Source organism: Pseudomonas sp. 10S5 (assembly GCF_035019745.1).
Classification (GTDB): Bacteria; Pseudomonadota; Gammaproteobacteria; order Pseudomonadales; family Pseudomonadaceae; genus Aquipseudomonas.
The window spans coordinates 192,714-219,442 of record NZ_JASJVL010000005.1; the positions used below are offsets into that span (position 1 = coordinate 192,714).

The 26,729-nt window shown below is 55.2% G+C and carries 25 protein-coding genes; 6 read left to right on the forward strand and 19 right to left on the reverse strand.

What is annotated here, in order from left to right; all coding sequences use genetic code 11:
* Positions 1-32: 32 nt before the first annotated feature.
* The 8 genes from sigX to ppsA form a co-directional block, all read right to left on the reverse strand.
* Entirely contained in the window at positions 33-623 is a 591-nt protein-coding gene (sigX, locus tag QN378_RS07195; protein WP_322203679.1) for an RNA polymerase sigma factor SigX, read from the reverse strand.
* A gap of 97 nt (positions 624-720) precedes the next feature.
* Positions 721-1,545: a mechanosensitive ion channel family protein gene (locus QN378_RS07200; RefSeq protein ID WP_322203681.1), complete on the reverse strand. Its 825-nt coding sequence runs from the start codon at positions 1,543-1,545 to the stop codon at positions 721-723.
* Between the two features lie 2 nt (positions 1,546-1,547).
* Entirely contained in the window at positions 1,548-1,796 is a 249-nt protein-coding gene (locus QN378_RS07205) for a CrfX protein (RefSeq protein ID WP_323546583.1), read from the reverse strand.
* Positions 1,797-1,883: 87 nt separating this feature from the next.
* A complete protein-coding gene (locus QN378_RS07210; protein ID WP_322203685.1) occupies positions 1,884-2,879 on the reverse strand; it encodes a zinc transporter ZntB in 996 nt (331 codons plus the stop codon).
* Positions 2,880-2,890: 11 nt separating this feature from the next.
* Positions 2,891-3,379 carry a ribonuclease E activity regulator RraA gene (gene rraA, locus QN378_RS07215; protein WP_322203687.1) on the reverse strand — a complete coding sequence of 163 codons (489 nt, stop codon included), beginning with the start codon at positions 3,377-3,379 and terminating at the stop codon, positions 2,891-2,893.
* A gap of 55 nt (positions 3,380-3,434) precedes the next feature.
* Positions 3,435-3,734 (reverse strand): Rieske (2Fe-2S) protein, encoded by a 300-nt coding sequence (locus tag QN378_RS07220; protein WP_322203689.1) that lies wholly within the window; start codon positions 3,732-3,734, stop codon positions 3,435-3,437.
* Positions 3,735-3,812: 78 nt separating this feature from the next.
* Positions 3,813-4,820, reverse strand: coding sequence for an alpha/beta fold hydrolase (locus QN378_RS07225; protein ID WP_322203691.1), 1,008 nt, complete (start codon positions 4,818-4,820; stop codon positions 3,813-3,815).
* A 93-nt stretch (positions 4,821-4,913) separates the two neighbouring features.
* On the reverse strand, positions 4,914-7,289 hold the full coding sequence (gene ppsA / locus QN378_RS07230) for a phosphoenolpyruvate synthase (RefSeq protein ID WP_322203693.1): 2,376 nt from the start codon (positions 7,287-7,289) through the stop codon (positions 4,914-4,916).
* Between the two features lie 172 nt (positions 7,290-7,461).
* Here ppsA and QN378_RS07235 point away from each other — a divergent pair, with 172 nt between their 5' ends.
* A complete protein-coding gene (locus tag QN378_RS07235; RefSeq protein ID WP_322203695.1) occupies positions 7,462-8,280 on the forward strand; it encodes a pyruvate, water dikinase regulatory protein in 819 nt (272 codons plus the stop codon).
* An 85-nt stretch (positions 8,281-8,365) separates the two neighbouring features.
* Here QN378_RS07235 and prpD read toward each other — a convergent pair whose 3' ends face one another.
* From prpD to QN378_RS07265, 6 genes are all read right to left on the reverse strand, one after another.
* Positions 8,366-9,850 carry a 2-methylcitrate dehydratase gene (prpD, locus tag QN378_RS07240; RefSeq protein ID WP_322203697.1) on the reverse strand — a complete coding sequence of 495 codons (1,485 nt, stop codon included), beginning with the start codon at positions 9,848-9,850 and terminating at the stop codon, positions 8,366-8,368.
* An 80-nt stretch (positions 9,851-9,930) separates the two neighbouring features.
* The gene (gene prpF / locus QN378_RS07245; RefSeq protein WP_322203699.1) at positions 9,931-11,136 is read right to left on the reverse strand and encodes a 2-methylaconitate cis-trans isomerase PrpF; all 1,206 of its coding nucleotides are present in this window, start codon (positions 11,134-11,136) and stop codon (positions 9,931-9,933) included.
* Between the two features lie 19 nt (positions 11,137-11,155).
* Positions 11,156-13,747 carry a Fe/S-dependent 2-methylisocitrate dehydratase AcnD gene (gene acnD, locus QN378_RS07250; protein WP_322203701.1) on the reverse strand — a complete coding sequence of 864 codons (2,592 nt, stop codon included), beginning with the start codon at positions 13,745-13,747 and terminating at the stop codon, positions 11,156-11,158.
* A gap of 92 nt (positions 13,748-13,839) precedes the next feature.
* The gene (gene prpC / locus QN378_RS07255) at positions 13,840-14,967 is read right to left on the reverse strand and encodes a 2-methylcitrate synthase (RefSeq protein ID WP_323546577.1); all 1,128 of its coding nucleotides are present in this window, start codon (positions 14,965-14,967) and stop codon (positions 13,840-13,842) included.
* Positions 14,968-15,059: 92 nt separating this feature from the next.
* Entirely contained in the window at positions 15,060-15,947 is an 888-nt protein-coding gene (prpB, locus tag QN378_RS07260) for a methylisocitrate lyase (protein ID WP_322203705.1), read from the reverse strand.
* The gene (locus tag QN378_RS07265) at positions 15,944-16,660 is read right to left on the reverse strand and encodes a GntR family transcriptional regulator (RefSeq protein ID WP_322203707.1); all 717 of its coding nucleotides are present in this window, start codon (positions 16,658-16,660) and stop codon (positions 15,944-15,946) included. The genes prpB and QN378_RS07265 overlap by 4 nt, the downstream gene beginning before the upstream one ends.
* Positions 16,661-16,949: 289 nt before the next feature.
* Here QN378_RS07265 and QN378_RS07270 point away from each other — a divergent pair, with 289 nt between their 5' ends.
* From QN378_RS07270 to pabB, 4 genes are read left to right on the forward strand one after another with little or no spacing between them, the layout of a single operon-like run.
* Positions 16,950-17,480 carry an ATP-dependent zinc protease gene (locus QN378_RS07270; protein ID WP_322203708.1) on the forward strand — a complete coding sequence of 177 codons (531 nt, stop codon included), beginning with the start codon at positions 16,950-16,952 and terminating at the stop codon, positions 17,478-17,480.
* A 5-nt stretch (positions 17,481-17,485) separates the two neighbouring features.
* Complete coding sequence (locus QN378_RS07275; RefSeq protein ID WP_322203710.1) at positions 17,486-19,042, forward strand: inactive transglutaminase family protein; 1,557 nt, start codon at positions 17,486-17,488, stop codon at positions 19,040-19,042.
* Positions 19,042-20,025, forward strand: a complete 984-nt coding sequence (locus tag QN378_RS07280; RefSeq protein WP_322206871.1) for an alpha-L-glutamate ligase-like protein — start codon at positions 19,042-19,044, stop codon at positions 20,023-20,025. Before QN378_RS07275 ends, QN378_RS07280 begins: the two co-directional genes overlap by 1 nt.
* Before the next feature lie 59 nt (positions 20,026-20,084).
* Positions 20,085-21,428 (forward strand): aminodeoxychorismate synthase component I, encoded by a 1,344-nt coding sequence (pabB, locus tag QN378_RS07285; protein ID WP_322203712.1) that lies wholly within the window; start codon positions 20,085-20,087, stop codon positions 21,426-21,428.
* A gap of 89 nt (positions 21,429-21,517) precedes the next feature.
* On the opposite strand, the gene thrH is transcribed toward pabB, so the two are convergent.
* Positions 21,518-22,135 (reverse strand): bifunctional phosphoserine phosphatase/homoserine phosphotransferase ThrH, encoded by a 618-nt coding sequence (thrH, locus tag QN378_RS07290; protein ID WP_322203714.1) that lies wholly within the window; start codon positions 22,133-22,135, stop codon positions 21,518-21,520.
* 176 nt (positions 22,136-22,311) lie between these two features.
* Between thrH and QN378_RS07295 the strand changes: the two genes are divergently transcribed.
* Positions 22,312-23,046 carry a phosphoadenylyl-sulfate reductase gene (locus tag QN378_RS07295; protein WP_322203716.1) on the forward strand — a complete coding sequence of 245 codons (735 nt, stop codon included), beginning with the start codon at positions 22,312-22,314 and terminating at the stop codon, positions 23,044-23,046.
* Positions 23,047-23,163: 117 nt separating this feature from the next.
* On the opposite strand, the gene cysB is transcribed toward QN378_RS07295, so the two are convergent.
* The 4 genes from cysB to QN378_RS07315 form a co-directional block, all read right to left on the reverse strand.
* Complete coding sequence (cysB, locus tag QN378_RS07300; RefSeq protein ID WP_322203718.1) at positions 23,164-24,138, reverse strand: HTH-type transcriptional regulator CysB; 975 nt, start codon at positions 24,136-24,138, stop codon at positions 23,164-23,166.
* Positions 24,139-24,259: 121 nt separating this feature from the next.
* Positions 24,260-24,751, reverse strand: coding sequence for a universal stress protein (locus tag QN378_RS07305; protein WP_322203720.1), 492 nt, complete (start codon positions 24,749-24,751; stop codon positions 24,260-24,262).
* Positions 24,752-24,844: 93 nt separating this feature from the next.
* Positions 24,845-25,750: a 5'-nucleotidase gene (locus QN378_RS07310; RefSeq protein WP_322203722.1), complete on the reverse strand. Its 906-nt coding sequence runs from the start codon at positions 25,748-25,750 to the stop codon at positions 24,845-24,847.
* A 17-nt stretch (positions 25,751-25,767) separates the two neighbouring features.
* The gene (locus QN378_RS07315; RefSeq protein ID WP_322203724.1) at positions 25,768-26,724 is read right to left on the reverse strand and encodes a putative 2-dehydropantoate 2-reductase; all 957 of its coding nucleotides are present in this window, start codon (positions 26,722-26,724) and stop codon (positions 25,768-25,770) included.
* Between the last annotated feature and the right edge of the window lie 5 nt (positions 26,725-26,729).

The window sequence follows — 26,729 nt, forward strand, 5'->3', positions numbered from 1 at the left end:
CTTGTCTGCACGTTAGAGATATTTGCCCCGAGTTAAGTTTCGGTAATGCCCGCAAATTTCTCACGTAGTTTATCAAGCGCGCGTTTGTAGCGCATTTTTGTGGCACTCAGGCCCATGTGCATGATGTCCGCAATTTCTTGAAATTCTAGCTCTGCGACAAATCGTAGCACCAGAATTTCCCGATCGATTGGATTCACATGCACAAGCCAGCGATCAAGCCCGCCCTGCTCTTCAGGTGCAGGCGACTTGTCATCTGCCGCCTCCTCAAGTGGGTCCAGACTCAACGCGTCCATTAAGCGACGCTTCCGCCGTTCCTTCCTGTACTGCGTAATACATTCGTTGTAAGTGATGCTGTAGAGCCAGGTTTTGAACTTCGACTTTCCTTCGAAATTTTTCAAGCCATACAACACTTTAAGCATCACTTCCTGACAGACATCATCAGCATCGCGATCGTTCCCTAAATAACGTGCACATACGTTAAAAAGTGTTCGCTGGTAGCGTCGCATCAACTCTTCATATGCCCGAGTCACATGAAACAGCTCGACGTGCGACCGCGCCACCAACTCCTCATCAGAGAGTTCGCGGGGATCGTAGCGCATGGACAGCGATTGGGGCTTATTCAAAAAAACTCATGCCGACAGTAAGGTCTATCAGGTCAATGTCCGCCACTGCCATACTTCCAGCAATTTGTGGCGGCACAGGGTAGCAGAATTTGCCGGGTTAGCGGCTGAACACTTGCTGTTCGAGCAGAATTCGGTTGGACAAGGATACCAACTCCCCTTCATCGGTCAGCAGCGTCGTTTTTACCGTACCCATTTCTTCAATCTGCCCTTCGACTTCACCCACCCGCACTTGTTGCCCCACTTGATATAACTCACGCACATATATTCCCGCAAGAATTTGGCCTGCAATTTCACGACTGCCCAAGCCCATTGCCAGCGCGAATGCCAGACCAACGGTAATCAAGCCGATCACAATTACATGGTTGAGCAGGTCGGTTTTAACCTCTAACTGACTGATCGCGACCGAAATACTGATGATAATAACGAGCCCTTGGGCGATTCGTCCCAAGCCAGCGGAGTAATCAAGCCCTACACCCTCAGCGGCACCGCGTACAAGTCCATTGGCCAGTTGGGCCAAGAGTACCCCTACCAGCAATACCAACGCAGCGCCGAATACCTTTGGCAGATACAACGCCAACATATCCAACGTCGCCGATACCCGTTCAAGACCGAGCGACTCAGCAGCCGAGACAAGGAAAATAAGCAGCACGAACCAATAGACGATTTTGCCAATCAGCGTTGATATCGGCACCTGTACGCCAGCTCGCGCAATCAACTTGGTCAGGCCTGTACCGCCCATCAACCGATCAAGACCGAGTTTAGCCAGCAGTTTCGATAGCAGGGTGTCCAGCAGCTTGGCGACAACAAACCCGAGCAGCACCACAATTAGGGCGCCGAAAAGGTTTGGAATGAAATTAGCGACTTTAGTCCACAACACCGTCATAGCGGTGACTAGGCTCTGCGTCCAGAGGTTGAGTTCCATGTTCAATCAGCCTTATCAGCAGGGCGAGCAGAAGAAAGGGTACGGCGGGAAACCGGACTTACATGCGGTGAACCATTGTTCACGCCAATCATTAGAGCTTGGGACCAGCGACCTAACAGTTTGAATAAATCACCAGCACCTACCTGACGGTTCGCAGTTTTCAAAACGCGGCCCAGGCAAGCATCGTCATCCCTGTTAGAGGATGAGGCGTTGAGCATGTCGCGCAGTGATTTTTCGAAAGGGTCGTGCATAGGTAACCTCACGCAATGTCACTGAATGACGCAATGGAATTTGTTTGAGTCACAAATGGGTCATTCGGTAGCGAAAAAATCGAACATTTACACCCAGCGTAATCGCCGAAATAGCCAGTACTGACCAATTCCCACGGCGCCCATAATTGAACAGGCGATCAGAAACCCGTAAGGATTAGTTGAGCCGGGAACACCCCCAACGTTCACGCCCAACAACCCTGTCAGAAAGCTCATCGGCAGAAAGATTCCGGTAATAATACCGAACCGGTACATGACCCGATTCATGCGCTCGCTGAGGCGCCTGTCCTCGGTTTCCAAGACCAATCCCACACGCTCGCGGGTCAGTTCAAGCTCTTCAAGGTAGCGAGTCAAACTGTTGTTAAGTTCGTTCCAGTAATTAGCATCATCTACGACAAACCACGGCACTTTATTGCGGGTCAGTTGCGCGTACACCTCGCGTTGCGGCGCTAGAAACCGGCGCAACCCCGCAGCGCGACGACGGATATGCAACATATCGCCATGGTCAGCTGAATACCGCTCGTCAGCGTCTATCTTTTCTTCCTCCACATCGACCAGCTCTGACAACTCGCCGATGAGTGCCTGAACCTTATCGGTGAGGTATTGAGCCAGATAGAGAATTAATTCGGAGGCGGTTTTAGGGCCAACACCAGCAGTGAGGCATTCGATTAGTTCATCGGTGGCGCGCAATTGACGCAGCCGTAGCGAGATAACCTGCTGTGGCGCGGCAAAAATACGGACCGACACCATGTCTTCGGGCTCGGCGTCAGGATTCAGATTGACCCCGCGCAAAAACAGCAGAAGTTCGGCGTCAGGTAATGGCACCAGACGCGGACGGGTATTTTCTTCCAATAACAAGTCACAACTGAACTCACTCAAACCGCTGGCAGTACGCAACCAGTTTTGGGTCTGCGGGTGCCCGCGATCCCAATGCAGCCACACACTTTCGTGCGGCTGCAACTGAAGACCTTCCAACTCGGTTCGAGCAATGAAACGCGCTCCACCCTGACCATCTAGCACCAGGGCATGTACCAGTCCCCACTGCGCGTTTGTTTCGTCGAACATTCGTTGTCCCGTTATTCCGGCATTTTCAGCATAGATGGCGAAACGATCACGCCATTGTTGTCAGCGTACACGTATTCGCCTGGTCGGAAGGTCACGCCAGCGAAGGTCACCGCTACGTTCAGATCACCGATACCGCGTTTGTCGGTTTTCATCGGGTGGCTGGCCAACGCCTGAACACCCAGATCGGTTTGCGCAATCACGTCAACGTCGCGGATGCAGCCATAAATGACCAAACCTTCCCAGCCGTTTTTTGCGGCTTTTTCGGCAAGCATGTCACCCAGCAACGCCCGACGTAGCGACCCGCCGCCGTCGACCACCAACACTTTACCCTTTCCGTCGAGTTCGACCTGGTCCTTGACCAACGAGTTGTCCTCGAAGCATTTTATGGTAACGATCTGGCCACCAAACGAATCACGACCGCCAAAATTGCTGAACATCGGCTCAACGACCTGCACCAGTTCCGGATAGGCGTCGCACAGATCAGGGGTGATGTAATGCATGGGTGAACTCCTTTCAGTGAAAGAACGACCATTTCATAGGATATGGAATGACGAATTAAACATCGACGCCGATCCGATCGCCGTCGTAGCTAAGGGCAAACATTTTCAAGCCCGGGCATAAAGCTCCCAAGGCTTTCCCGCTGGGCAACAGGAACTCTATGCCATGGCGCTGGCACCGCAATACCCTACCCACGAGCGTTCCCGTTCTCAACGCCGCGCCTTGATGCGGGCAGCTGTCTTCGAGCAGTAGCGGCTGGTTGTCGACCACCAATAACAACAGGTCGCGTCCGCCGACCTTAAACGTTTGCCGGTAACCGTCGTTTAGATTAATCAGGCGCTCAAGTGGCACAAACATAAAAAGGGCCGCGATTCGAAAATGAATGAATACCTAATGCGCCATAGCTTAGCCGCATCTCCGCACTGGCGAAACGATTCAAATGCCGACGCCGACCTCGCTTGCGGCAGATTGCGGCTGTGCCTGAGCGGCTAGCGGGACAATCTGGTCCTGCAACCAGCTAACCACCAACGGCCAAACCTGGGTTTGTGCGCCTTTGCTCACCAGCATGTCAACATGACCGAAGTCATCGCTAAAACCCTGGGCGCGACCGAGGCAGAGGAACTGCCGTTGCGCAGATCCGAATTGTTCATACAGTGCGCGACAGGCCCAGGCTGGATCTTGCTGGTCTGCAACAGCAGCAACAACCAGCACTGGCACCTGCACGTCGCTCAAGCCCGACCACCAGTTGCGGTCTTTGTCGCCGAAATGCTTGAACAACCCGAACCAACGCATGCTTTCCACTGCTAGGCCAATAGGCTCATCTTCCGGACCGCGCTTTAAGCGCGAACCGGAAATGTGCGCAAAACGGCTAAGTATCAAGCGAGCGCCCCATTCCACCAGCGGCACTTTCAGCGGCCAATGAACGCGACTGATTTGACTGCCGAACAATGCCACCGAGGCCACGTCCTCTGAACCTAGGTAATGACCACCCAGCGCAGCGGCGAGCGTGGTGCCACCCAGGGAATGGCCGATCCAGTGCGGGACCTGCCCGGTTTGCTCGCACACAAAAGCCGCGATCGCTGGCAAGTCGTAGCGTGCGTAATCCGCCACACGATTGTGTCGGTAGCGCTGATTGCGCGACGAAAGACCGTGACCGCGCATTTCGGGTATCCAGACGTCGAAACCCGTTCGGGCCAAATACGCCCCCAGGCCGACGCCCTTGGGCGAATACCAGAAACGTCTATTGGAAAAACTGCCATGTAACAAAATGACCGGCACGCCTCGCACGTCCGTGCTGTCGGCTCGGCCGAGACGGGTCACGGCCAGCTCGACGCTGATGTCCGGGCTATTGGCTGGTTTTAAACGGTAAACATCCTCGATAAGATCGCCACGACGTTCGGCGCTGATCAAGGCCACAGGAAAGAGGTCGCTGCTGCTTTGCATATTGCTCTTGCACAAAAAAGGCGGCTTCGAGGAAACCGCCCTGCTGAAAAATGACCGACCCACCGAAGTGGGTCAGCGCTTTAGCGTTTCACATCAGACCGGCGCTTGCGCCTCGGCGAGGAAGAACCAGGTTTCCAATACCGAATCCGGGTTCAACGATACGCTTTCAATGCCCTGATCCATCAGCCAACGAGCCAGATCCGGGTGATCGGATGGTCCCTGACCGCAGATGCCGATGTATTTGCCGGCCTTGTTACACGCCTGAATCGCGTTCGACAGCAGCTTTTTCACTGCGGGGTTACGCTCGTCAAACAGGTGCGCGATGATCCCCGAGTCGCGGTCCAGACCCAACGTCAGCTGGGTCAGGTCGTTGGAACCAATCGAGAAGCCGTCGAAGAACTCAAGGAACTCTTCAGCCAGGATCGCGTTGGATGGTAATTCGCACATCATGATGATGCGTAGACCATTTTCACCGCGTGTCAGGCCATTAGCGGCCAGCAGGTCAATGACCTGACTCGCTTCACCTAAGGTCCGCACGAACGGCACCATGATTTCGACGTTGGTCAGGCCCATCTCGTTGCGTACACGCTTGAGGGCGCGGCATTCGAGCTCGAAGCAATCGCGGAAACTTTCGCTGATGTAACGCGATGCGCCACGGAAACCCAGCATTGGGTTTTCTTCTTCCGGCTCGTACAACTTGCCGCCGATCAGGTTGGCGTATTCGTTGGACTTGAAGTCCGACAAACGCACGATGACTTTCTTCGGCGTGAACGCTGCGGCCAAGGTGCTGATGCCTTCGACCAGTTTTTCCACATAGAAACCTACCGGATCGTCATAGCCAGCGATGCGCTTGTCAACGCTGTCTTTGATGTCCTGCGGCAAACCGGCGTAATTCAACAACGCCTTGGGATGCACGCCGATCATGCGGTTGATGATGAATTCCAGTCGCGCCAAGCCGACACCGGCATTGGGCAACTGGGCAAAATCGAAGGCACGGTCAGGATTGCCGACGTTCATCATGATTTTGAACGGCAGATCAGGCATGGCATCGACAGAGTTTTTCTTGATGTCAAAGCCCAGCTCACCTTCGAAGATGTACCCGGTATCGCCTTCTGCACAAGAAACAGTGACGCCCTGCCCGTCTTTCAACAATTCAGTCGCGTTGCCGCAGCCCACGACTGCCGGGATACCCAGCTCGCGAGCGATGATCGCCGCGTGGCAAGTACGGCCACCACGGTTGGTGACAATGGCGCTGGCGCGCTTCATGACCGGTTCCCAATCGGGGTCGGTCATGTCGGACACCAGCACGTCGCCCGGCTGAACCTTGTCCATCTCGGACACATCTTTGATGATCCGCACTTTACCCGCGCCGATGCGCTGGCCAATGGCGCGACCTTCCACCAGCACCGTGCCGGTTTCCTTAAGAAGGTAACGCTCCATGACGTTGGCCGAGGTCCGACTTTTCACCGTTTCAGGACGGGCCTGAACGATGTACAGCTTGCCGTCGTCACCGTCTTTGGCCCACTCAATGTCCATCGGGCACTTGTAGTGCTTTTCGATGATCATCGCTTGTTTGGCCAGCTCGCTGACTTCCGCATCGCTCAAGCAAAAGCGTGCGCGATCTGCGGGGGCGACATCGATAACCTTCACCGATTTACCGGCTTTGGCTTCGTCGCCATAAATCATCATGATCGCTTTGCTGCCCAAGTTGCGGCGCAAGATGGCTGGGCGACCGGCTGCGAGGGTATTTTTGTGAACGTAGAACTCGTCCGGGTTAACCGCTCCCTGGACAACGGTTTCGCCCAGACCGTAAGCACCGGTGATGAACACCACGTCACGGAAGCCGGATTCGGTGTCCAGGGTGAACATCACGCCGGCCGTACCGGTTTCAGACCGGACCATGCGCTGCACGCCCGCCGACAAGGCGACCAACTTGTGATCGAAGCCTTGGTGCACACGATAAGAAATGGCACGGTCGTTGAACAACGACGCAAATACTTCCTTGGCCGCACGGATGACGTTTTCAACGCCGCGAATATTCAGGAAGGTTTCTTGCTGGCCGGCAAACGAGGCGTCCGGCAAGTCTTCGGCGGTGGCTGAAGATCGCACAGCTACGGCCAAGTTGGGATTACCGGCAGACAATTCAGCGAAAGCCGTGCGAATTTCCGCGTTGAGCTTCTCGGGAAACTCGGCTTCCATGATCCAGGCGCGGATTTGCGCACCGGTCCTGGCCAATGCGTTGACGTCATCGACGTCAAGCGCATCAAGCGCGGCATGGATCTGATCGTTCAAACCGCTTAACTCAAGAAAATCACGATACGCTTGAGCCGTAGTGGCGAAGCCACCGGGAACCGAAACGCCGGCGCCCGCGAGGTTGCTGATCATCTCGCCGAGGGATGCGTTCTTGCCCCCCACGTGCTCTACATCATGGACGCCGAGCTTATCGAGGGAAACTACGTACTCTACCAAGGTGATCTCTCCACTAACTGTGTTGGGAAAAGCTCAGGGCGCTGAAACTACAGGAGCGGTCTCGAGCGTGTGTGGCCTGGACCTGCAAAATGAGTGAAAATGCCGGCTCTCAAGGACCGCCAGCGGGCCTATCATATCTAACATTCATCATCAGCTTAAGGCCCCGGCGCAAATGAAACGATCTGCCTTCTTTATCTCCGACGGCACAGGTATCACCGCTGAGACCCTCGGCCAAAGCCTGTTGGCTCAATTCGAAAACATTACGTTCAGCAAGTTCACGCGTCCTTATATCGACAGTGTCGAAAAGGCGCGCGCAATGGTACAACAAATCAACGCCGCCGCCGATAAGGATGAGCTGCGACCCATCATTTTCGACACCATCGTCAATCAGGAAATTCGCGAAATACTGGCGACATCTAACGGCTTCATGATCGATATTTTTTCGACATTCCTTTCCCCGTTAGAGCTGGAGCTTAGTTCACACTCGTCCTATTCAGTGGGAAAATCCCACTCCATTGGTCACAACTCAAACTATATGGAGCGCATCGAAGCCGTGAATTTCGCCCTCGATAACGACGACGGCGCTCGTACTCATTATTACGACAAGGCTGACTTGATCCTGGTCGGCGTCTCACGCTGCGGAAAAACCCCTACCTGCCTGTATATGGCAATGCAATTCGGCATTCGTGCCGCCAACTATCCGCTGACCGAAGACGACATGGAGCGCCTGCAATTACCCGCTGCGCTCAAGGAACATCGCAACAAATTGTTCGGTCTGACCATCGACCCGGATCGTCTCACCGCCATTCGCCACGAGCGTAAACCCAACAGCCGTTATTCCAGCTACGCGCAATGCGAGTTCGAAGTACGGGAAGTAGAAAGCCTGTTCCGTCGTGAAAATATCCCGCATATAAATTCCACGCATTTTTCGGTAGAAGAAATCTCCGCGAAAATCCTCGTTGAAAAAGGCGTGGAGCGCAGATTCAAATAATTTTCTCGGTAGGAGCCAACGTGTTGGCGAGAAGGCCCGACGCGGTATGTCAGACCTGACGCCTAGCCAACAAGTTGGCAACCGATTAAATAACAAATAAATCCACAAACCTATTCACCGGTGTCGCCTCTAACGTCGCCTGGTCTTTGCATAGCGCCACTATTTCAGCGCTGCGCTGAGCGGTAAACCGTGTCGCCAGGTTGGCTTTGAATTTGTCTTCCAGCAATGGAATGCCGTCCGCCCGACGGCGACGGTGGCCAATTGGGTATTCCACAACCACCTTCTCGGTGCTGGTGCCATCCGTGAAAAAAACCTGAATCGCGTTGGCGATTGAACGTTTGTCGGCTTCGAGGTATTCACGGGTGTAAAGCGGGTCTTCGACGATCACCATCTTCTCGCGCAACTCATCGATTATCGGGTGAGCCGCATGAAAGTCATCCTCATATTGCTCGGCAATCAAGTTGCCAAACACTAAAGGCACAGCGGTCATGTACTGGATGCAATGGTCACGATCCGCCGCATTGGCCAAGGCGCCCTGTTTTGAAATAATTCGAATCGCTGATTCATGGGTAGTGATAACGATTTTATCGATCTCATGCAGACGATTCTTCACCTGCGGGTGCAGGGACACTGCCGCTTCACACGCGGTTTGCGCGTGAAACTCTGCCGGGAAGCTGATTTTGAACAGCACGTTTTCCATCACGTAGCTGCCGTAGGACTGGGACAGGCTAAATTGGCGCTTGTCCTCGGCCTTAAGCGCCAGGTCTTTGTTGGTGTGACTGAACAGCACGTCGTAAAAACCCCATTGCGGCGCGCTCAATACGCCCGGAATGCCCATCTCGCCGCGCATAGCAATGTCAGCCAAACGCACCCCTCGACTCGAAGCATCGCCCGCCGCCCAGGATTTACGCGAGCCGGCGTTCGGCGCATGTCGATACGTCCGTAGCGCCTGACCGTCGACAAACGCGTGGGACAGCGCGACCAACAGTTGTTCTCGATTGGCCCCCATCAGTTTGGCGGTCACCGCCGTTGAGGCCACTTTCACCAGCAACACGTGATCAAGGCCAACACGATTAAAGGAGTTTTCCAACGCAATCACGCCCTGAATCTCATGGGCCATGATCATCGCCTCCAACACCGCGCGCATCGTCAGCGGCGCCTCGCCGTTGGCTACCCGCTTCTGCGAAAGATGATCAGCAATGGCAAGAATTCCGCCGAGATTATCGGAAGGATGGCCCCACTCCGCTGCCAGCCAGGTGTCGTTGTAATCGAGCCAACGCACAATACAACCGATGTCCCAGGCGGCCTTGACCGGGTCCAGACGAAAACTGGTGCCCGGCACACGGGCGCCATACGGTACAACCGTGCCTTCAACGATCGGTCCCAGATGTTTGGTGCACTCCGGAAAACGCAGCGCCAACAACCCACAGCCCAAGGTGTCCATCAAACAATTGCGCGCGGTGTTCAGCGCTTCGTCGGAATCGATCTTGTAATCCAGTACATAGTCGGCAATGTCCTGCAGGACCTTGTCGTAGTCAGGACGGTTGTTCAGTTCAACGTTGGCGCTCATTGCAAGTTCTCCGCTTAGTTGGAAATAGCAAAGTTCAAGTGACAAGCTACATGCGGCAAGCAAGAGCACCGCGCGTCATCTTATAGCTTGCAGCTTGAAGCTTGCCCCGGTGGCACTCGAACCGTGCCTTCCATCAACACCCGAGCACTACGGCTCATGATGGCTTTAGTGACTTTCCATTCGCCGTTTTCCTGGGTGGCTTCGGCGCCGACGCGCAAAGTGCCGGAAGGGTGCCCAAAACGCACGGCGCTGCGCTTAATGCCACCCGCAGCGAGGTTGACCAAAGTACCGGAAATCGCCGCCGCCGTGCCGATAGCCACGGCCGCCGTGCCCATCATCGCGTGGTGCAGTTTGCCCATGGACATCGCCCGCACCAACAGGTCAACATCACCGGTCGCCACGGGTTTACCGCTGGACGCAGTGTAATCGGCAGGCGCCGCGACAATCGCGACCTTGGGCGTGTGCTGGCGTTTGGCGGCTTCGTCGAGGTGCTGGATCAGCCCCATGCGAAGCGCGCCGTGGGCACGAATGCTTTCGAACATCGCCAGTGCCTTGGGGTCGCTGTTAATGTCGCCCTGCAATTCAGTGCCGGTGTAACCGATGGCTTGAGCATTAACGAAAATCGTCGGAATGCCGGCATTGATCATCGTTACTTTCAGCGTGCCAACGCCGGGCACTTCGAGTTCGTCGATCAGATTGCCGGTGGGGAACATCGCCCCCCCCGCTCCGTCTTCCTCAGCTGCCGGGTTCATGAATTCGAGCTGCACCTCGGCGGCGGGAAAGGTCACGCCGTCGAGTTCGAAGTCACCGGTTTCCTGCACTGCGCCGTCAGTCATTGGCACGTGGGCAATAATCGTCTTGCCGATGTTGGCTTGCCAGATGCGCACAATGGCCACGCCGTTCTGCGGGATACGGATGGCGTCGACCAGACCATTGCTGATGGCAAACGGACCGACCGCGGCAGACAGGTTGCCGCAGTTGCCGCTCCAGTCCACGAATGGCTTGTCGATGGAGACCTGACCGAACAAGTAATCGACATCGTGATCCGCTTTGAGGCTTTTCGACAGGATCACTGTCTTACTGGTGCTCGATGTTGCCGCGCCCATGCCGTCGATTTGCTTGTCATACGGATCGGGGCTGCCGATTACCCGCAGCAGCAGTGCATCCCGCGCCGCGCCGGGAAACTGCGCCGCTTCGGGTAGGTCTTGCAGGCGAAAGAACACGCCTTTGCTGGTGCCGCCACGCATGTAGGTGGCGGCTATCTTGATTTGCGGTGCATGAGCCATGAAGTGGTGTCCTGTTGGCTTAAGCCGTGGCCGATTCTAAGAAGTCTTGTGCAAAACGTTGCAGCACGCCGCCCGCTTCGTAGATCGATACTTCTTCGGCAGTGTCGAGGCGGCAGGTGACGGGCACCTCGACTCGCTCGCCATTCTTGCGATTGATCACCAAGGTCAACGTGGTGCGTGGAATACGTTCGCCGATCACGTCGAAGGTCTCGCTGCCGTCGATACCCAACGTGGTGCGATTGACACCCGGTTTGAACTCCAACGGCAATACGCCCATGCCCACCAGATTGGTCCGGTGAATACGCTCGAAACCTTCTGCGGCGATGGCTTCTACTCCGGCCAAACGTACCCCTTTGGCCGCCCAGTCCCGGGACGAGCCCTGACCGTAGTCAGCGCCGGCAATGATAATCAGCGGCTGCTTACGCTCCATGTAGGTTTCGATGGCTTCCCACATCCGCGTCACTTGGCCTTCAGGCTCAATGCGCGTCAGTGAGCCTTCCTTGAGCTTGCCGTCGACGATCGCCATTTCGTTGCGCAGGCGAGGGTTAGCAAACGTCGCACGCTGCGCGGTCAAATGGTCGCCCCGGTGGGTGGCGTAGGAGTTGAAGTCGACTTCCGGCAAGCCCATTTTCGCCAGGTACTCACCCGCCGCGCTGTCGAGCATGATGGCGTTGGACGGCGACAGGTGGTCAGTGGTGATGTTGTCCGGCAACACCGCCAGTGGGCGCATGCCCGTGAGGGTGCGCTCGCCGGCCAGTGCGCCTTCCCAATACGGCGGACGGCGGATGTAAGTGCTCTGCGGGCGCCAGTTATAAAGAGGGCCGACTTTGATGCCGTCGTCTTCCTGGATGGCGAACATAGGGATGTACACCTGATTGAACTGCGCAGGCTTGACGCTGGTCTTGAACACCGCGTCGATTTCTTCGTCGGCCGGCCAGATGTCTTTCAGGGTGACTGGATTGCCCTGTGGGTCGATGCCCAGTACATCTTTTTCAATGTCAAAACGGATGGTGCCGGCAATGGCATAGGCCACGACCAACGGCGGCGAGGCAAGGAATGCCTGCTGCGCGTAAGGGTGAATCCGCCCGTCGAAGTTGCGGTTACCGGACAACACGGCGGTGGCGTAGAGCTTGCGCTCCACCACTTCCTGTTGAATGACCGGGTCCAACGCGCCGGACATGCCGTTGCACGAGGTGCAGGCATAGGCCACGACACCGAAGCCCAGCTGTTCCAGTTCCGAGAGCAACCCGCCTTCTTGCAGGTACAACGTTACGGTTTTGGAACCTGGCGCCAGGGAGGTTTTCACCCACGGCTTACGGGTCAGGCCCAAGCGGTTCGCGTTACGCGCCAGCAGCCCGGCGGCAATCATGTTGCGCGGGTTGTTGGTGTTGGTGCAGCTGGTGATCGCGGCAATGATCACCGCGCCATCCGGCATCAGGCCGGGTTCATTTTCGACGATGCCGCTGATGCCGCGGGCAGCCAGTTCGGAAGTAGGAACGCGGCTGTGTGGATTCGACGGCCCGGCAATGTTACGCACCACGCTAGAAAGGTCGAATGAGATCACGCGCTCGTATTCGGCGCTCTTTAAGCTGTCAGCCCAAAGCCCGGATTCTTTGGCATATAGTTCGACCAAACGCACTTGTTCGTCATCGCGACCGGTGAGTTTCAAGTAATCGATGGTTTGTTTATCGATGTAGAACATGGCCGCCGTGGCGCCAAACTCCGGGGTCATGTTGGAAATCGTTGCACGGTCGCCCAAGGTCAGGTGTGCGGCGCCGATGCCATAGAACTCCAGGTAGGAGGACACGACTTTTTGACTGCGCAAGAATTCTGTCAGCGCCAGAACAATGTCGGTAGCAGTAATGCCTTCCTGCGGCTTGCCGCTGAGTTCCACACCAATGATGTCCGGCAGGCGCATCCACGAAGCTCGGCCGAGCATGACGCTTTCAGCTTCAAGGCCGCCCACACCGATGGCGATCACGCCCAATGCGTCAACCATGGGCGTATGACTATCGGTTCCGACCAGCGTGTCCGGGAACGCCACGCCGTTGAGCACCTGAATCACCGGTGACATTCGCTCCAGGTTGATCTGGTGCAGGATGCCGTTGCCCGGTGGAATCACGTCGATGTTCTTGAACGCTTTTTTGGTCCAGTTGATGAAGTGAAACCGGTCCTCGTTGCGACGATCTTCGATCTGGCGGTTCTTTTCAAAAGCGTCTTTTTCGAAACCACCGTGTTCGACCGCCAGTGAGTGGTCAACCACCAACTGCGTCGGCACTACTGGGTTGACCAACGACGGGTCTCCACCTTGGGCAGCAATCGCGTCACGCAAACCGGCGAGGTCGACCAGCGCGGTCTGGCCCAAAATGTCGTGGCACACCACCCGCGCCGGGAACCACGGAAAGTCGAGATCACGCTTGCGATCAATCAACTGACCCAGCGATGCCTTCAGCGTAGCCGGGTCACAGCGGCGCACCAGGTTCTCGGCAAACACGCGAGAGGTGTACGGAAGCGTGTCGTAGGACCCCGGCTTGATGGCCTCAACCGCAGCACGCGTGTCGAAAAAATCCAGGCGGGTGCCGGGCAGGGATTTGCGGTATTCACTGTTCATGGCAATGGGGACTCGATCACGGGCTGTTCAAAGGGTCGGGGGACAAAAAATCAGGGAGTGGTGAAACCGGTGTCCACTCCCCCTACTCCTGATCAGCGTTGTTCGATTGGCACGAACTTGCGCTGCTCGACGCCGATGTACTCGGCGCTCGGACGGATGATGCGGTTATTAGCGCGCTGTTCAAAAACGTGCGCTGCCCAGCCAGTCAGGCGCGAGCAGACAAAAATTGGCGTGAAAAGCTTGGTCGGAATGCCCATGAAGTGGTAAGCCGAGGCATGGTAGAAGTCGGCATTCGGAAACAGCTTTTTCTGTTCCCACATGGTTTTGTCGATGGCTTCGGAGACCGGATACAGCACGGTATCGCCGGATTCGTCAGCAAGCTTCTTCGACCAACCCTTGATCACCTCATTGCGCGGATCGGACTCCTTATAGATCGCGTGGCCAAAGCCCATGATCTTGTCCTTGCGTTCCAGCATGGTCAGCGTGCCTTTGACCGCATCTTCAGCCGAGCTAAACCGCTCGATCATTTCCATGGCCGCTTCGTTAGCGCCGCCATGCAACGGACCGCGCAAGGTGCCAATGGCCGCTGTCACGCAGGAATACAGGTCCGACAGGGTCGATGCACAGACCCGAGCGGTAAAAGTTGAGGCATTGAACTCATGTTCGGCGTACAGAATCAGTGACACATCCATGACTTTGCAGTGCAGTTCGCTAGGCTTTTTATCCAGCAGCAGGTGCAGAAAGTGGCCGCCGATGGAGGCTTCCTCGGTCACGCAATTGAGGCGCACGCCGTCGTGGCTGAAACGGTACCAGTAACACATGATCGCCGGGAACGCCGCGAGCAGACGGTCGGTGCTGTCAAGCTGCTGGTCGAAGCTCGCTTCAGGCTCCAGCGTGCCGAGCATTGACGCGCCGGTACGCATCACGTCCATAGGGTGGGTATCGGCAGGAATGCGTTCCAGCACTTCCTTCAAAGCATGCGGCAAATCACGCAGACCTTGCAGCTTATTCATATAAGCAGCCAATTGGGTGTGGGTCGGCAATTCGCCGTAGAGCAGCAGATAAGCCACTTCTTCGAACCGCGCCTCAGCGGCCAGTTCGCGAACGTCATAGCCGCGATACGTCAGCCCAGCGCCTTCCTGGCCCACCGTCGACAAGGCCGTTTGGCCGGCAACCTGACCACGCAGGCCAGCGCCGCTCAATACTTTTGCTTCAGCCATTGCTTTCTCCACTCTTGAAATTATTGGGGAGCACCATCGAACTGCATGGCAATTGCCGTCCAGACAAGGTTAGGCCTGGATCGACATCAGGATCACTTTTTGTTGGCAAACAACGCATCGAGCTTTTGCTCGAAGGTGTGGTAATCGATGGCGTCATACAACTCCATGCGGGTTTGCATGGTGTCCACCACGTTCTTTTGGCTGCCATCACGGCGGATCGCGCCGTAAACGTTTTCAGCCGCTTTGTTCATGGCGCGGAATGCAGATAGCGGGTACAGAACCAGCGAAACATCGGCAGAGCGTAATTCGTCGACAGTGAACAGCGGCGTCGCGCCAAATTCAGTGATGTTGGCTAGAATCGGCGCCTTTACCCGAGCGGCGAACAGTTTGTACATGTCCAGCTCGGTGATCGCTTCCGGGAACACCATGTCGGCACCGGCTTCGATACAGGCCGCAGCCCGATCCAATGCCGATTCCAAGCCTTCAACAGCCAGTGCATCGGTCCGCGCCATGATCACAAAGCTGTCATCGGTACGGGCATCAACCGCCGCTTTGATGCGGTCGACCATTTCTTGCAGTGAAACGATTTCTTTACCCGGACGATGGCCGCAGCGCTTGGCGCCGACCTGGTCTTCGATATGGATAGCCGCAGCGCCGAATTTGATCATTGACCGAACCGTGCGCGCCACGTTGAACGCCGACGAACCAAAACCGGTATCGACATCGACCAACAGCGGCAGATCGCAAACATCGGTGATGCGACGCACGTCAGTCAGCACATCGTCCAGACCGGTAATGCCCAAGTCTGGCAAGCCCAGCGAACCTGCTGCCACACCGCCACCCGACAGATAAATAGCTTTGAAACCAGCGCGTTTCGCCAACAAGGCATGGTTAGCATTGATGGCGCCAACGATTTGCAGTGGATGTTCACTGGCAACGGCATCACGGAAACGCTGGCCGGGAGTAGTTTTATTGCTCATTTTTCACCTCGGGCGGTCGATGGGGGAGCGGCCTGATAATGGCGCTCAATATTACGTTTCGATGCGCCGATATGGCGGCGCATCAGCAGTTCGGCCAATTCGCCATCACGCTCGGCGATGGCATCTAGAATTCGGTGGTGTTCGGCAAACGCCTGACGCGGGCGATTGGGCGTTGCGGAAAACTGGATGCGGTACATCCGAACCAGTTGGTACATGTCACCGCAGAGCATCTGGGCCAGGGTCTGGTTGCCGCTGCCCTGAATGATCCGGTAGTGAAAGTCGAAGTCCCCTTCCTGCTGGTAGTAGCCGACACCCGCCTGGAATGCCGCGTCACGCTCATGGGTGTCGAGCACCCGGCGCAGCTCATCGATTTCTTCAGTGGTCATGCGTTCAGCGGCAAGGCGGCACGCCATGCCTTCCAGCGATTCACGAATCTCGTACAGCTCGATAAGCTCGGCATGGCTCAGGGAAACCACCCGAGCACCCACGTGGGGAGTACGCACTAACAGCCGCTGACCTTCTAAGCGATGGATAGCCTCACGCAAGGGGCCGCGACTGATGCCATAGGTGCGCGCCAGTTCGGGCTCGGAAATTTTGCTGCCCGGCGCGATATCGCCTTTAACGATAGCCGCCTGGATGCGTCGGAAGACGTTCTCGGATAACGTTTCGGAATCGTCCTGCACCGCGCCTGCTGTTTCGACTGCATCCAACATATTGTCAACACCTTGGTCGCGACTGGCGTTAAAACTAGCCAATAAGCCTGTATACGTCAACAAATAATAAGATACTGTCGACAATCGTCTAACATAGCGTTTACTGCCGAAGAAATTTCCTACAACACCTGCTGCTTAGGTACTTAGCGAAAAAGCTAAAACCTTCATGCTAGAATGCCGCCCGCATTAACCGACTGGAACCGGTTCCACGGCCCGCCTTAACCGCATCTCAGGCCAGCGAGGTTGCGCAAATGTTGCTGCAAGTGTTCGTCATTTATTGCCAGGACTTATGAGACTCAAACCTCTTCTTTTCTTCTGTTTAGCACTGCCCTGCGTTAGCTTGGCCGCTGATAAGACCCTGTACGGCCTCAACGAGTACGCAGCCCTTTCCGATATTGATTTGGAAGTGGCCGCAAAACTCGATACCGGTGCCAAAACCGCTTCCTTGAGCGCTCGGGATATCACACGGTTTAGACGTAATGGTGAGCGCTGGGTGCGCTTCTATCTGGCGATTGATGACGCCCATACACATCCGATTGAAAAACCATTGGCGCGGGTCAGCAAGATTAAGCGCCGTGCCAGTGACTACGATTCTGACGATGACAAGAAATATACGGCGCGCCCGGTTATCAGCCTCGCTGTGTGCATGGGTACTGCGTCACGAACCATCGAAGTGAACTTGACTGACAGAAGTGCATTCCAATACCCGCTTTTGATTGGCTCAGAAGCACTGAAGCATTTTGATGCGCTGGTTGACCCTAGTCTGAAATACGCAGCCGGCAAACCTGCCTGCGCTACCGACGCTCATACTGCAGAGTAATACTGATGCGCTCTATCACCCTTCATCTAAAAATTTTGATCGCCGTGCTGGTGGCGCTCGGGATAGCGATCACCGCGTATCAAATTTTTGTGCTTGGCATTCCGGTGACTGAAAACGAAACCGACAACTTGTGGAACATCGACGCCAAGGTCGAGTTCATCGCCAACCCCAAAGACCCGGTCAAGATTCAAATGTTCGTGCCGCCGCTGAGCCACGATTACGTCAGCCTCAACGAGAGCTTCATCTCCAACAATTACGGCTTCAGCGTTAACCGCGTAGACGGCAACCGTAAAGTGACCTGGTCGGCCCGTCGGGCTACTGGCAACCAGACCCTGTATTACCGCCTGGTGCTAACCAAACGTTACATTAGCGACAAACTCAAGATCAAAGGCCCAACATTTCGGGACAGCATCGCCATCGAAGGTCCAGAAAAAATCGCAGCTGAAGCCTTGCTTGCGCCCATTCGCCAGCACTCTGCGGACACTGAGACGTTCATCACTGAAGCCATAAAGCGGGTCAACAACCTCAGCGACGATAACGTGAAGCTATTGCTAGGGGGTGACACCACCACCTTAAACAAAGCACGAATCACCGAGTTACTACTGTCGATTGCCCATGTCCCCATTGAAAAAATCCATACGCTACTTCTAGTGGCCGGGCAGCCACAAACCCCGGAACTGTGGTTACGAAGTTTTAACGGTAAGGCCTGGCTGTATTTCAACCCGGACACCGGCGAGCAGGGCATGCCGCCGGACCGACTGCTTTGGTGGATTGGCGACGAAAGCCTGATCAGCGTCGAGGGCGGGAAAAAAGTCACGGTCAAATTCACCTTGAATAACAGTGAAATGAACGCCATTCGCCTGGCGAAGATGACAGACGCCAATACCGATGCCAACTTTCTCAGCTATTCGCTTTACGGATTGCCACTGCAAACCCAGCAGACATTCATGATTATGGTGATGATCCCGATTGGCGTGCTGGTTATTTTAATCCTGCGCAACTTGGTTGGCCTTGAAACCCTAGGCACCTTCACGCCGGTGCTGATCGCGCTGGCGTTTCGCGAGACACAACTGGGGTTCGGTATTGTCCTGTTCACAATCATTACTGCGTTAGGCTTGTCGCTGCGCTCTTACCTTGAACATCTGAAACTGCAAATGCTGCCACGGTTGTCTGTGGTACTCACCTTCGTTGTGGTGCTGATTGCCGCGATCAGTTTGTTCAGTCATAAACTGGGTCTGGAGCGTGGCTTATCGGTGGCACTTTTCCCAATGGTGATTCTGACCATGACCATCGAACGGTTATCGATTACTTGGGAAGAGCGCGGCAGCGGCCACGCAATGAAAGTCGCCATCGGGACACTGTTCGCCGCCTCCCTGGCGCACATCATCATGAGTGTGCCGGAGCTGATTTATTTCGTGTTTACCTTTCCCGCCATGCTGCTGATTTTGGTGGGCTTCATGCTGTCCATGGGGCGTTATCGCGGCTACCGTCTGACTGAGCTGATCCGTTTCAAAGCTTTCCTTGGTAAAGAACTCAAGGACGAGAAGGACCAGGTTAAATGATCGGCCTCTGGAAGACCTGGCAGGCCCTTGAAACCCGTGGAATCATGGGTATTAACCGTCGCAATGCGGATTACGTACTCAAGTACAACAAACGTAGCCTGTACCCCATTGTTGACGACAAGATCGTGACCAAGGAGCGGGCAATCCTGGCGGGTATTCATGTGCCCGAAATGTATGGGGTGATTTCCACCGAGAAGGAAATATCGCGCTTGGATGACATCATCGGCGATCATGACGACTTTGTAATCAAGCCTGCCAAAGGCGCAGGAGGAGACGGGATTCTAGTAATTGCCGACCGCTTCGAAGAGCGCTTTCGCACGGTCTCAGGCAAGATCATCAGCCGTGAAGAAATCGAATATCAGATTTCCAGCATTCTCACAGGCCTGTACTCCCTGGGTGGCAATCGAGATCGCGCACTGATCGAATACCGGGTCAAGCCGGACCAGATTTTCAAGAGCATAAGCTTTGAAGGTGTACCCGATATCCGGATCATCGTACTGATGGGTTATCCCATCATGGCCATGCTGAGGTTGCCGACACGTCAGTCCAACGGCAAAGCCAACCTGCATCAAGGCGCCATTGGGGTAGGTGTCGATTTGGCGACGGGTTTAACGCTGCATGGCACTTGGCTCAACAACATCATCCGCAAACATCCCGACACTGCTAATGCCGTGGACGGCGTGCAGCTTCCAAATTGGGATGGCTTCATGAAGCTTGCCGCAGGCTGCTATGAACTTTGCGGGCTAGGCTACATTGGTGTCGACATGGTACTGGATCAGGACAAGGGCCCGCTTATTCTGGAAATTAACGCCCGTCCCGGTCTGAACATTCAGATTGCCAACGACTGTGGCTTGACCCATCGCGCCCATGCCGTCGAAGAGCGTCTGGCCCAACTCGCATTGAACAAAGAGCATGAGTCACCGCAAGAGCGCGTGCGCTTTGTACAAGAGCTTTTCGGTCATGTACCGGCAGCTGCCCTCTAGGAGCCGGCTCTGGGGAAGATTACAATCCCGGCCCCAAGCCGCTGACTGATTCTCTACGCATGCCCATTTGCGCCGTACATCCACTGCCCTATTGCCCCGACCCCGCTGAGTATTTCTCACGTGTGCGCCATGCACCGGGTGCAATGCTGCTCGACAGCGGTCGACCGACCGCCAACCGGGGACGCTTCGATTTACTCAGCGCTTGGCCCTGCGCGGAATTGCTCCCGCAACCCAACGAAACCGGGGGCGACTTTCTCCAGCGCCTGCGCGATAGTCTCGCCGCCTTGGGTCACGCCGAATTACCCGAAGAATCGCAGCTGCCGTTCGCGGGCGGGCTTATGGGGTATCTCGCCTATGACTTCGGCCGACGGTTGGAACCCTTACCCGCGCACGCCCACAATGACCTACAACTACCTGATGCACGGTTGGGTGTTTATACCTGGGCCCTGATGAGCGATCACGTGCTGTGCACTAGCCAACTGGTTTTCCATCCGACGGTGGCTGTCGGAGAACGTCAGCGTTTATTGGCGCTTTTTGCCGAGCCATTCGTCCCAGAACCAAGGGCCTTCACGCTCACATCCCCGTTTGAGGCCAACCTAAGCGCCGATGATTACCGCAGCGCGTTTTTGCGTATCCAGACCTACATTCAGGCCGGGGATTGCTATCAGGTTAATTTCGCCCAGCGTTTTCAAGCGACCTATGCAGGAGATCCATGGGCGGCCTATTGCGCCTTGCGTAGCGCTTGCCCAACACCTTTTTCCGGTTTCCAGGCTCTACCCGAGAACAATGCTGTGCTCAGCCTTTCGCCGGAACGATTCGCCCGTGTCACTGGCAAATACGTCGAAACGCGCCCGATCAAAGGCACCCGCCCCCGCGGCTCTGATCCTGCTGAAGATGCGGCCTACGCCGCCGAGTTATTAGTCAGTACCAAAGATCGGGCGGAAAACGTGATGATCGTCGACCTGCTGCGCAATGATTTGGGGCGAACGTGTCGTATTGGATCGGTGAAAGTGCCGGAATTGTTCAGCTTGGAAACTTATCCAAATGTGCATCACTTGGTCAGCAGCGTTACCGGGGAGCTGGCAGAGGGCAACGACGCGCTGGATCTTATTTCAGGCAGTTTTCCCGGTGGCTCCATTACCGGAGCCCCTAAGATTCGGGCCATGCAAATCATTGACGAATTGGAACCTACGCCCCGTGGGGTGTATTGCGGGTCGTTGCTATACCTGGATGTACGCGGCCAGATGGACAGTTCCATCGCTATTCGCAGCTTGCTGGCTAAAGACGGGGCCGTGTCGTGCTGGGGCGGCGGCGGAATCGTGGCCGATTCAGACTGCGAGGCGGAATATGAGGAATCGATAACTAAAGTGCGGATATTGTTGACGACGTTGCAGGAGCTTTGAACGCTGGTTGGTTCACTGGCACTTTCGCGAATATTCGGTCCTACCGGGTTCAGATCATCCTGTGGGACCGACTCATTCGGGAAGACGTCTTACAGACTCAACTCGCGGTTCGATGCCTTGATAAATTCTTTTTTCAAGTCTTCAAACGTATGCACCGCCGGGAATTGCGGGAATTCTCCAATCACGTTCTCGGGCGCATGGAACAAAATCCCTGCATCCGCTTCGCCGAGCATCGTGGTGTCGTTGTAGGAATCACCCGCCGCTACCACCCGATAGTACAAGCTCTTGAAAGCCAATACTGACTGACGCTTTGGATCCTTCTGACGCAACTGGTAGCTCACAACCCGATCTGTCTCGTCCGTAATCAGGCGATGACACAGCAGCGTGGGAAAGCCCAGCTGACGCATCAACGGCTGTGAAAACTCATAGAACGTGTCGGATAGAATCACCACTTGAAAGCGCTCACGCAGCCAATTGACGAATTCGACGGCCCCGTCCAATGGTTTTAAGGTCGCAATCACGGCCTGAATATCGGAGAGTTTCAAATCGTGTTCATCGAGAATGCGCAGACGCTGCCTCATCAGCACGTCGTAGTCGGGAATATCCCGAGTAGTCGCCCTCAGCGACTCGATCCCGGTTTTTTCGGCAAATGCGATCCAGATTTCAGGGACCAACACACCTTCAAGGTCGAGACAGGCAATTTCCACAGATCACTCCTAGCACTTCAATTAGGCCACTTCATCCGGCGACTTCAAAACAAGCGGCACTCTAACGGCTTGATCACGGCGACGCCAGCCCGTCAAACCGGGAACTAATGGAGGGTTTTTGTTACTATCGCGCCCATACGAGCGCGCCAAGCGCCACCACTACAGGAAGCCGCCTGATGAGCCAACCCTTCGATGTCGCCGCCCTCGCTGAGACTTACGCCAAAAAGTCTGCGCAGGATATTTTAAAACTGGCCTTTGAGCATTTTGGCGACGACGTCTGGATCTCATTCAGCGGTGCCGAAGATGTGGTGCTGGTGGATATGGCCTGGAAGCTGAATAAAAACGTCAAGGTCTTCAGTCTCGATACTGGTCGTCTGCACCCGGAAACTTATCGTTTTATTGAACATACCCGCGAGCACTACAAAATAGACATCGAGCTGATGGCGCCGGATCAGAAGGCGCTCGAGCCGTTTGTCAAAGAGAAGGGGTTGTTCAGCTTCTATAAAGATGGGCACGGCGAATGCTGCGGTATCCGCAAGATCGAGCCGTTGCGTCGTAAACTTTCCGGGGTCAACGCCTGGGCTACAGGCCAACGCCGGGACCAGAGTCCGAGCACGCGCAGTGACGTGGCGGTGGTGGAAATAGACAGCGCGTTTTCGACGCCGGAGCGCCTTTTGTATAAATTCAACCCGCTGGCGCAGATGACCAGCGAGGAAGTTTGGAACTACATCCGTATGCTGGAGCTTCCATATAACAGCTTGCATGAGCGCGGTTTCATCAGCATCGGCTGCGAACCCTGCACCCGCCCGGTACTACCAAATCAACATGAGCGTGAAGGCCGCTGGTGGTGGGAAGAAGCCACGCAAAAAGAATGCGGGCTGCATTCTGGAAATTTGATTGCCAAGGTGTAAGAAGTTGCTGCAATTTTTGTAGGGCCAACTTGTTGGCGAGAAGCTCAATGCAGTGGCGCTATGCACATCGCCTCGCTAACACGTAAGCCCTACAAAATTCATATCCGGCCGGAGCTGTCAATGCACGGGCAATTCCACCCCGGCGAACAGTTCTTCCAACTCCTGCTTGTTATGACATTGAATCGCTTTTGCCATCACTTCCCGCGTCAAGTGAGGTGCGAATTTTTCGATAAAGTCGCACATGAAACCGCGCAAAAACGTACCGCGACGGAAGCCAATCTTGGTTACGCTGGCTTCGAAAAGATCGCTGGCATCCAGCATCACAAGATCGCTATCGAGCTTGGCATCTACCGCCATTTTCGCCACGATTCCAACGCCAAGGCCCAAGCGCACGTAAGTTTTAATCACGTCGGCATCGGCCGCCGTAAACACCACTTTCGGAGTCAGCCCCCGGTGACTGAACGCCTCGTCCAACTTCGAACGTCCGGTAAAACCGAACACATAAGTGACAATAGGATATTCGGCGAGGACTTCAAGAGTGAGTTTCGAGACCTTGGTCAGCGGGTGGCCATGAGGCACAACGACACAGCGGTTCCAGCGGTAGCAAGGCATCATTACCAAGTCGCCGAAGAGTTCCAGCGCTTCAGTAGCAATAGCAAAATCTACCGTGCCGTCAGCGGCCATTTCGGCAATCTGCATCGGCGACCCTTGATGCATGTGTAACGCCACGTCTGGGTATTGCTTGATGAAATTGCTGATCACCGGAGGTAACGCATAACGAGCTTGGGTGTGGGTGGTGGCAATCGACAGCGTGCCTTTTTTCTCATTGGAAAATTCTTGAGCGATCTGCTTGATGCTCTCGACCTTGCGCAAGATCTCGCCTGCAGTTGTGATGATTCGTTCACCGGCCGGGGTCACGCGCGTCAGGTGTTTACCACTGCGAGCAAATACTTCAACACCCAGTTCGTCTTCGAGTAGACGGATCTGTTTGCTGATGCCCGGCTGAGAGGTGTACAGACTCTGAGCAGTGGCAGAAACGTTGAGGTCGTGGTGCGCCACTTCCCAGATGTAGCGCAATTGTTGAAGCTTCATATGTGTCCCTCAAAGCAGTAGACGCCACGGTCGTCAGCGACGGTATATAACTATATTAAAGGTCAGAAGAATAAAGCTAGAACTTTTCTATCAATTTTGAAAGTCGGATCACGCGAGTTCGCTAACGTACCCGACGCTGGAGCATCGGGACCATGTACACCGGAACTTCGGATAGCTGCAGAACCTTCGCGGCTGTACGCCCCAAAGGGGTGTCGCCTTGAGCGCCGTGACTGTGGCTGCCAACAATCAATAAATCTACTGCCAGCTTCTGAGCCTGTTCCAATATCATGTTTGATGGGTCTCCCTGAATGACCAGAACTGCGCGAATTAGCGCCAGATCCTGATGCCCTTCACCCAACTCATCCCGAAAACCATCCAGCACCCGCTGTTCGATACCCTGCATGACGGTATTCAGCCCCTGACTGCGCAACTCCTTCAAGGCTGCCTCATCAAGATAGCTCTGCAAGACTGACTCCGCGAACAATCCCATAGGCTCGACAACATGGATGACATACAACTCAGCGTTAAATGTTCTAGCCAGCGCCAACGCATGTTGTAAGACGTACGGAGCATAAATACCGAGGTCAGTGGCATAGAGCATGGAGCGAATCATATGACCTCCTCGAGTGCCAATATGGCGGAGATTGACTCAGCTTAGCAGTGCGTTAGCGACTGCGACGGCTGTTACCTCATGAGGCGTCAATGGTCAGATTTTTAGCTCATTGCTGATCCCGTGTGGCACGTGGCCCGTCGCTACAACCTCCCGGGACTTTTCACAATGCCCTGGTTGATCATCAAAAAAAACGTCTGCCGCGAACGCTTCTAGAAACGCTGACTTTTCCAGGCCGCCGAGAAATAGCGACTCATCCAGCCGAATATCCCACTCGCGCAAGGTGCGAATCACTCGCTCATGGGCCGGCGCAGATCGCGCTGTCACCAGCGCCGTGCGAATGGGGCAAGCATTCTCAGGGAACTCGCGCTGCAACAGATTCAGTGCCGCCAAAAAAGGCTTGAATGGACCGCCTCCTAACGGCTCACGTGCTGATTCCCGTTCGCTCGCCTGAAACGCTTCCAGCCCTGCGGATTGATAAATTCGCTCTGACTCATCGGAGAACAACACCGCATCGCCGTCGAAAGCGATACGCAACTCAGAGCTTGCGGCACGCCGTGCTCCTCCCGACAAAATGGTGGCGGCGGCAAAACCGGCATCCAGCGCGCTGCGCACATCATCGGCGTGGGTCGAGAGAAACAGGTGACAGCCAAATGCAGCTAGGTATGGATAAGGGCTGCGTCCGCCAACGAAAGCTGCCCGGGTAATATCCAGGCCGTAATATTGAATCGAATTGAACACCCGCAAGCCGGTATCAGCACTGTTGCGCGATACCAGGATCACTTCGACGCGGGCTTTATCTAACTGCCCATTAAGGCTTAAAAGTTTTTCCACCAACAAGTAAGCGTCACCTTGTTCGAGAATCTCCTCTTCGTGCTCGATTTGATATTGCCGATACGCTTCCACCCCATCGGCCACATAAACCGCATGACTTTCGCCCAAGTCAAAAAGTGCACGCGAAGAAATGGCCAATACCAATTTGTTGCTTAGCCCGATGGTCATGTCGCCCCCTGGGTGATTCAGCCGTTATGCGTATCAATAAATGCTAACGCCTGATGGAGCGCCCGAACTTTAGGCATGTCATGTCCCGCAGTCAGCGCCGCCAAAAGAGGCCTTTCGTAAATCGAAGTCAGCTCCAATGGTCGCTTCTCCTGATAATCGAGATACATGCTAGGCCAGTAATCGGGCATCTTCTCTGTCGCGGCAAACAGTTGCTCGGCGTAACCGTCAGGTAACATCTGCCCGCACGCCAACGCACCTTGCACGACTTCATTCATAAGCGCCTGAACCAGATCGCGGCTATTTGGATCACCCATCAGCCCAGCAGTACTGGCCTTTAGTAATACCGACAAACCGTTATAAGGAATATTCCAAACCAGTTTTTGCCAACGCGCCAAATGCACGTTGGCCATCGTGCGCGACTCAAGACCGGCCTTGCGAAACAATTCAGCGCCCTGCTCGGCAATCATTTGCCCGGCGGCCGGATCGGACACTGAACCGCTGTGATAGCCAAGCGTGACCGCACCAAACGCCTGATGCATCACAACGCCAGGCGCAGTGCGATGCACACAGATAAAGCACAACCCGCCTAGCAAATGCAGTGAATCCGGTAGCAATGGACGCAAGCTGTCCTCAACCTCCAGACCGTTTTGCAGCAGTAACACTTTAGCGCCAGGCGCTGCAGCCTGGATGATCAGGGGAGCAAGACTGGCATTATCGGTGGTTTTGGTGCTCACCAGCAGCCAGTCGCAAGGCGGCATATCCGCAGCCGAGGAATATGCCTGAACGGGATTGAGCGTTAAAACGCCATGCTCGGCGCTATTGATTGTCAGACCTTTTTCCAGCACCACATTGAACTCGCCACGCAGCAGAAAGTGCACATCAAACCCGGCGCGTGCCAGCATCACACCGTAAAACCCACCAATGGCTCCGGTACCAATGATGCCAATCCTAAGCTTTTCCGTTTCAGTCGTCATGCGCA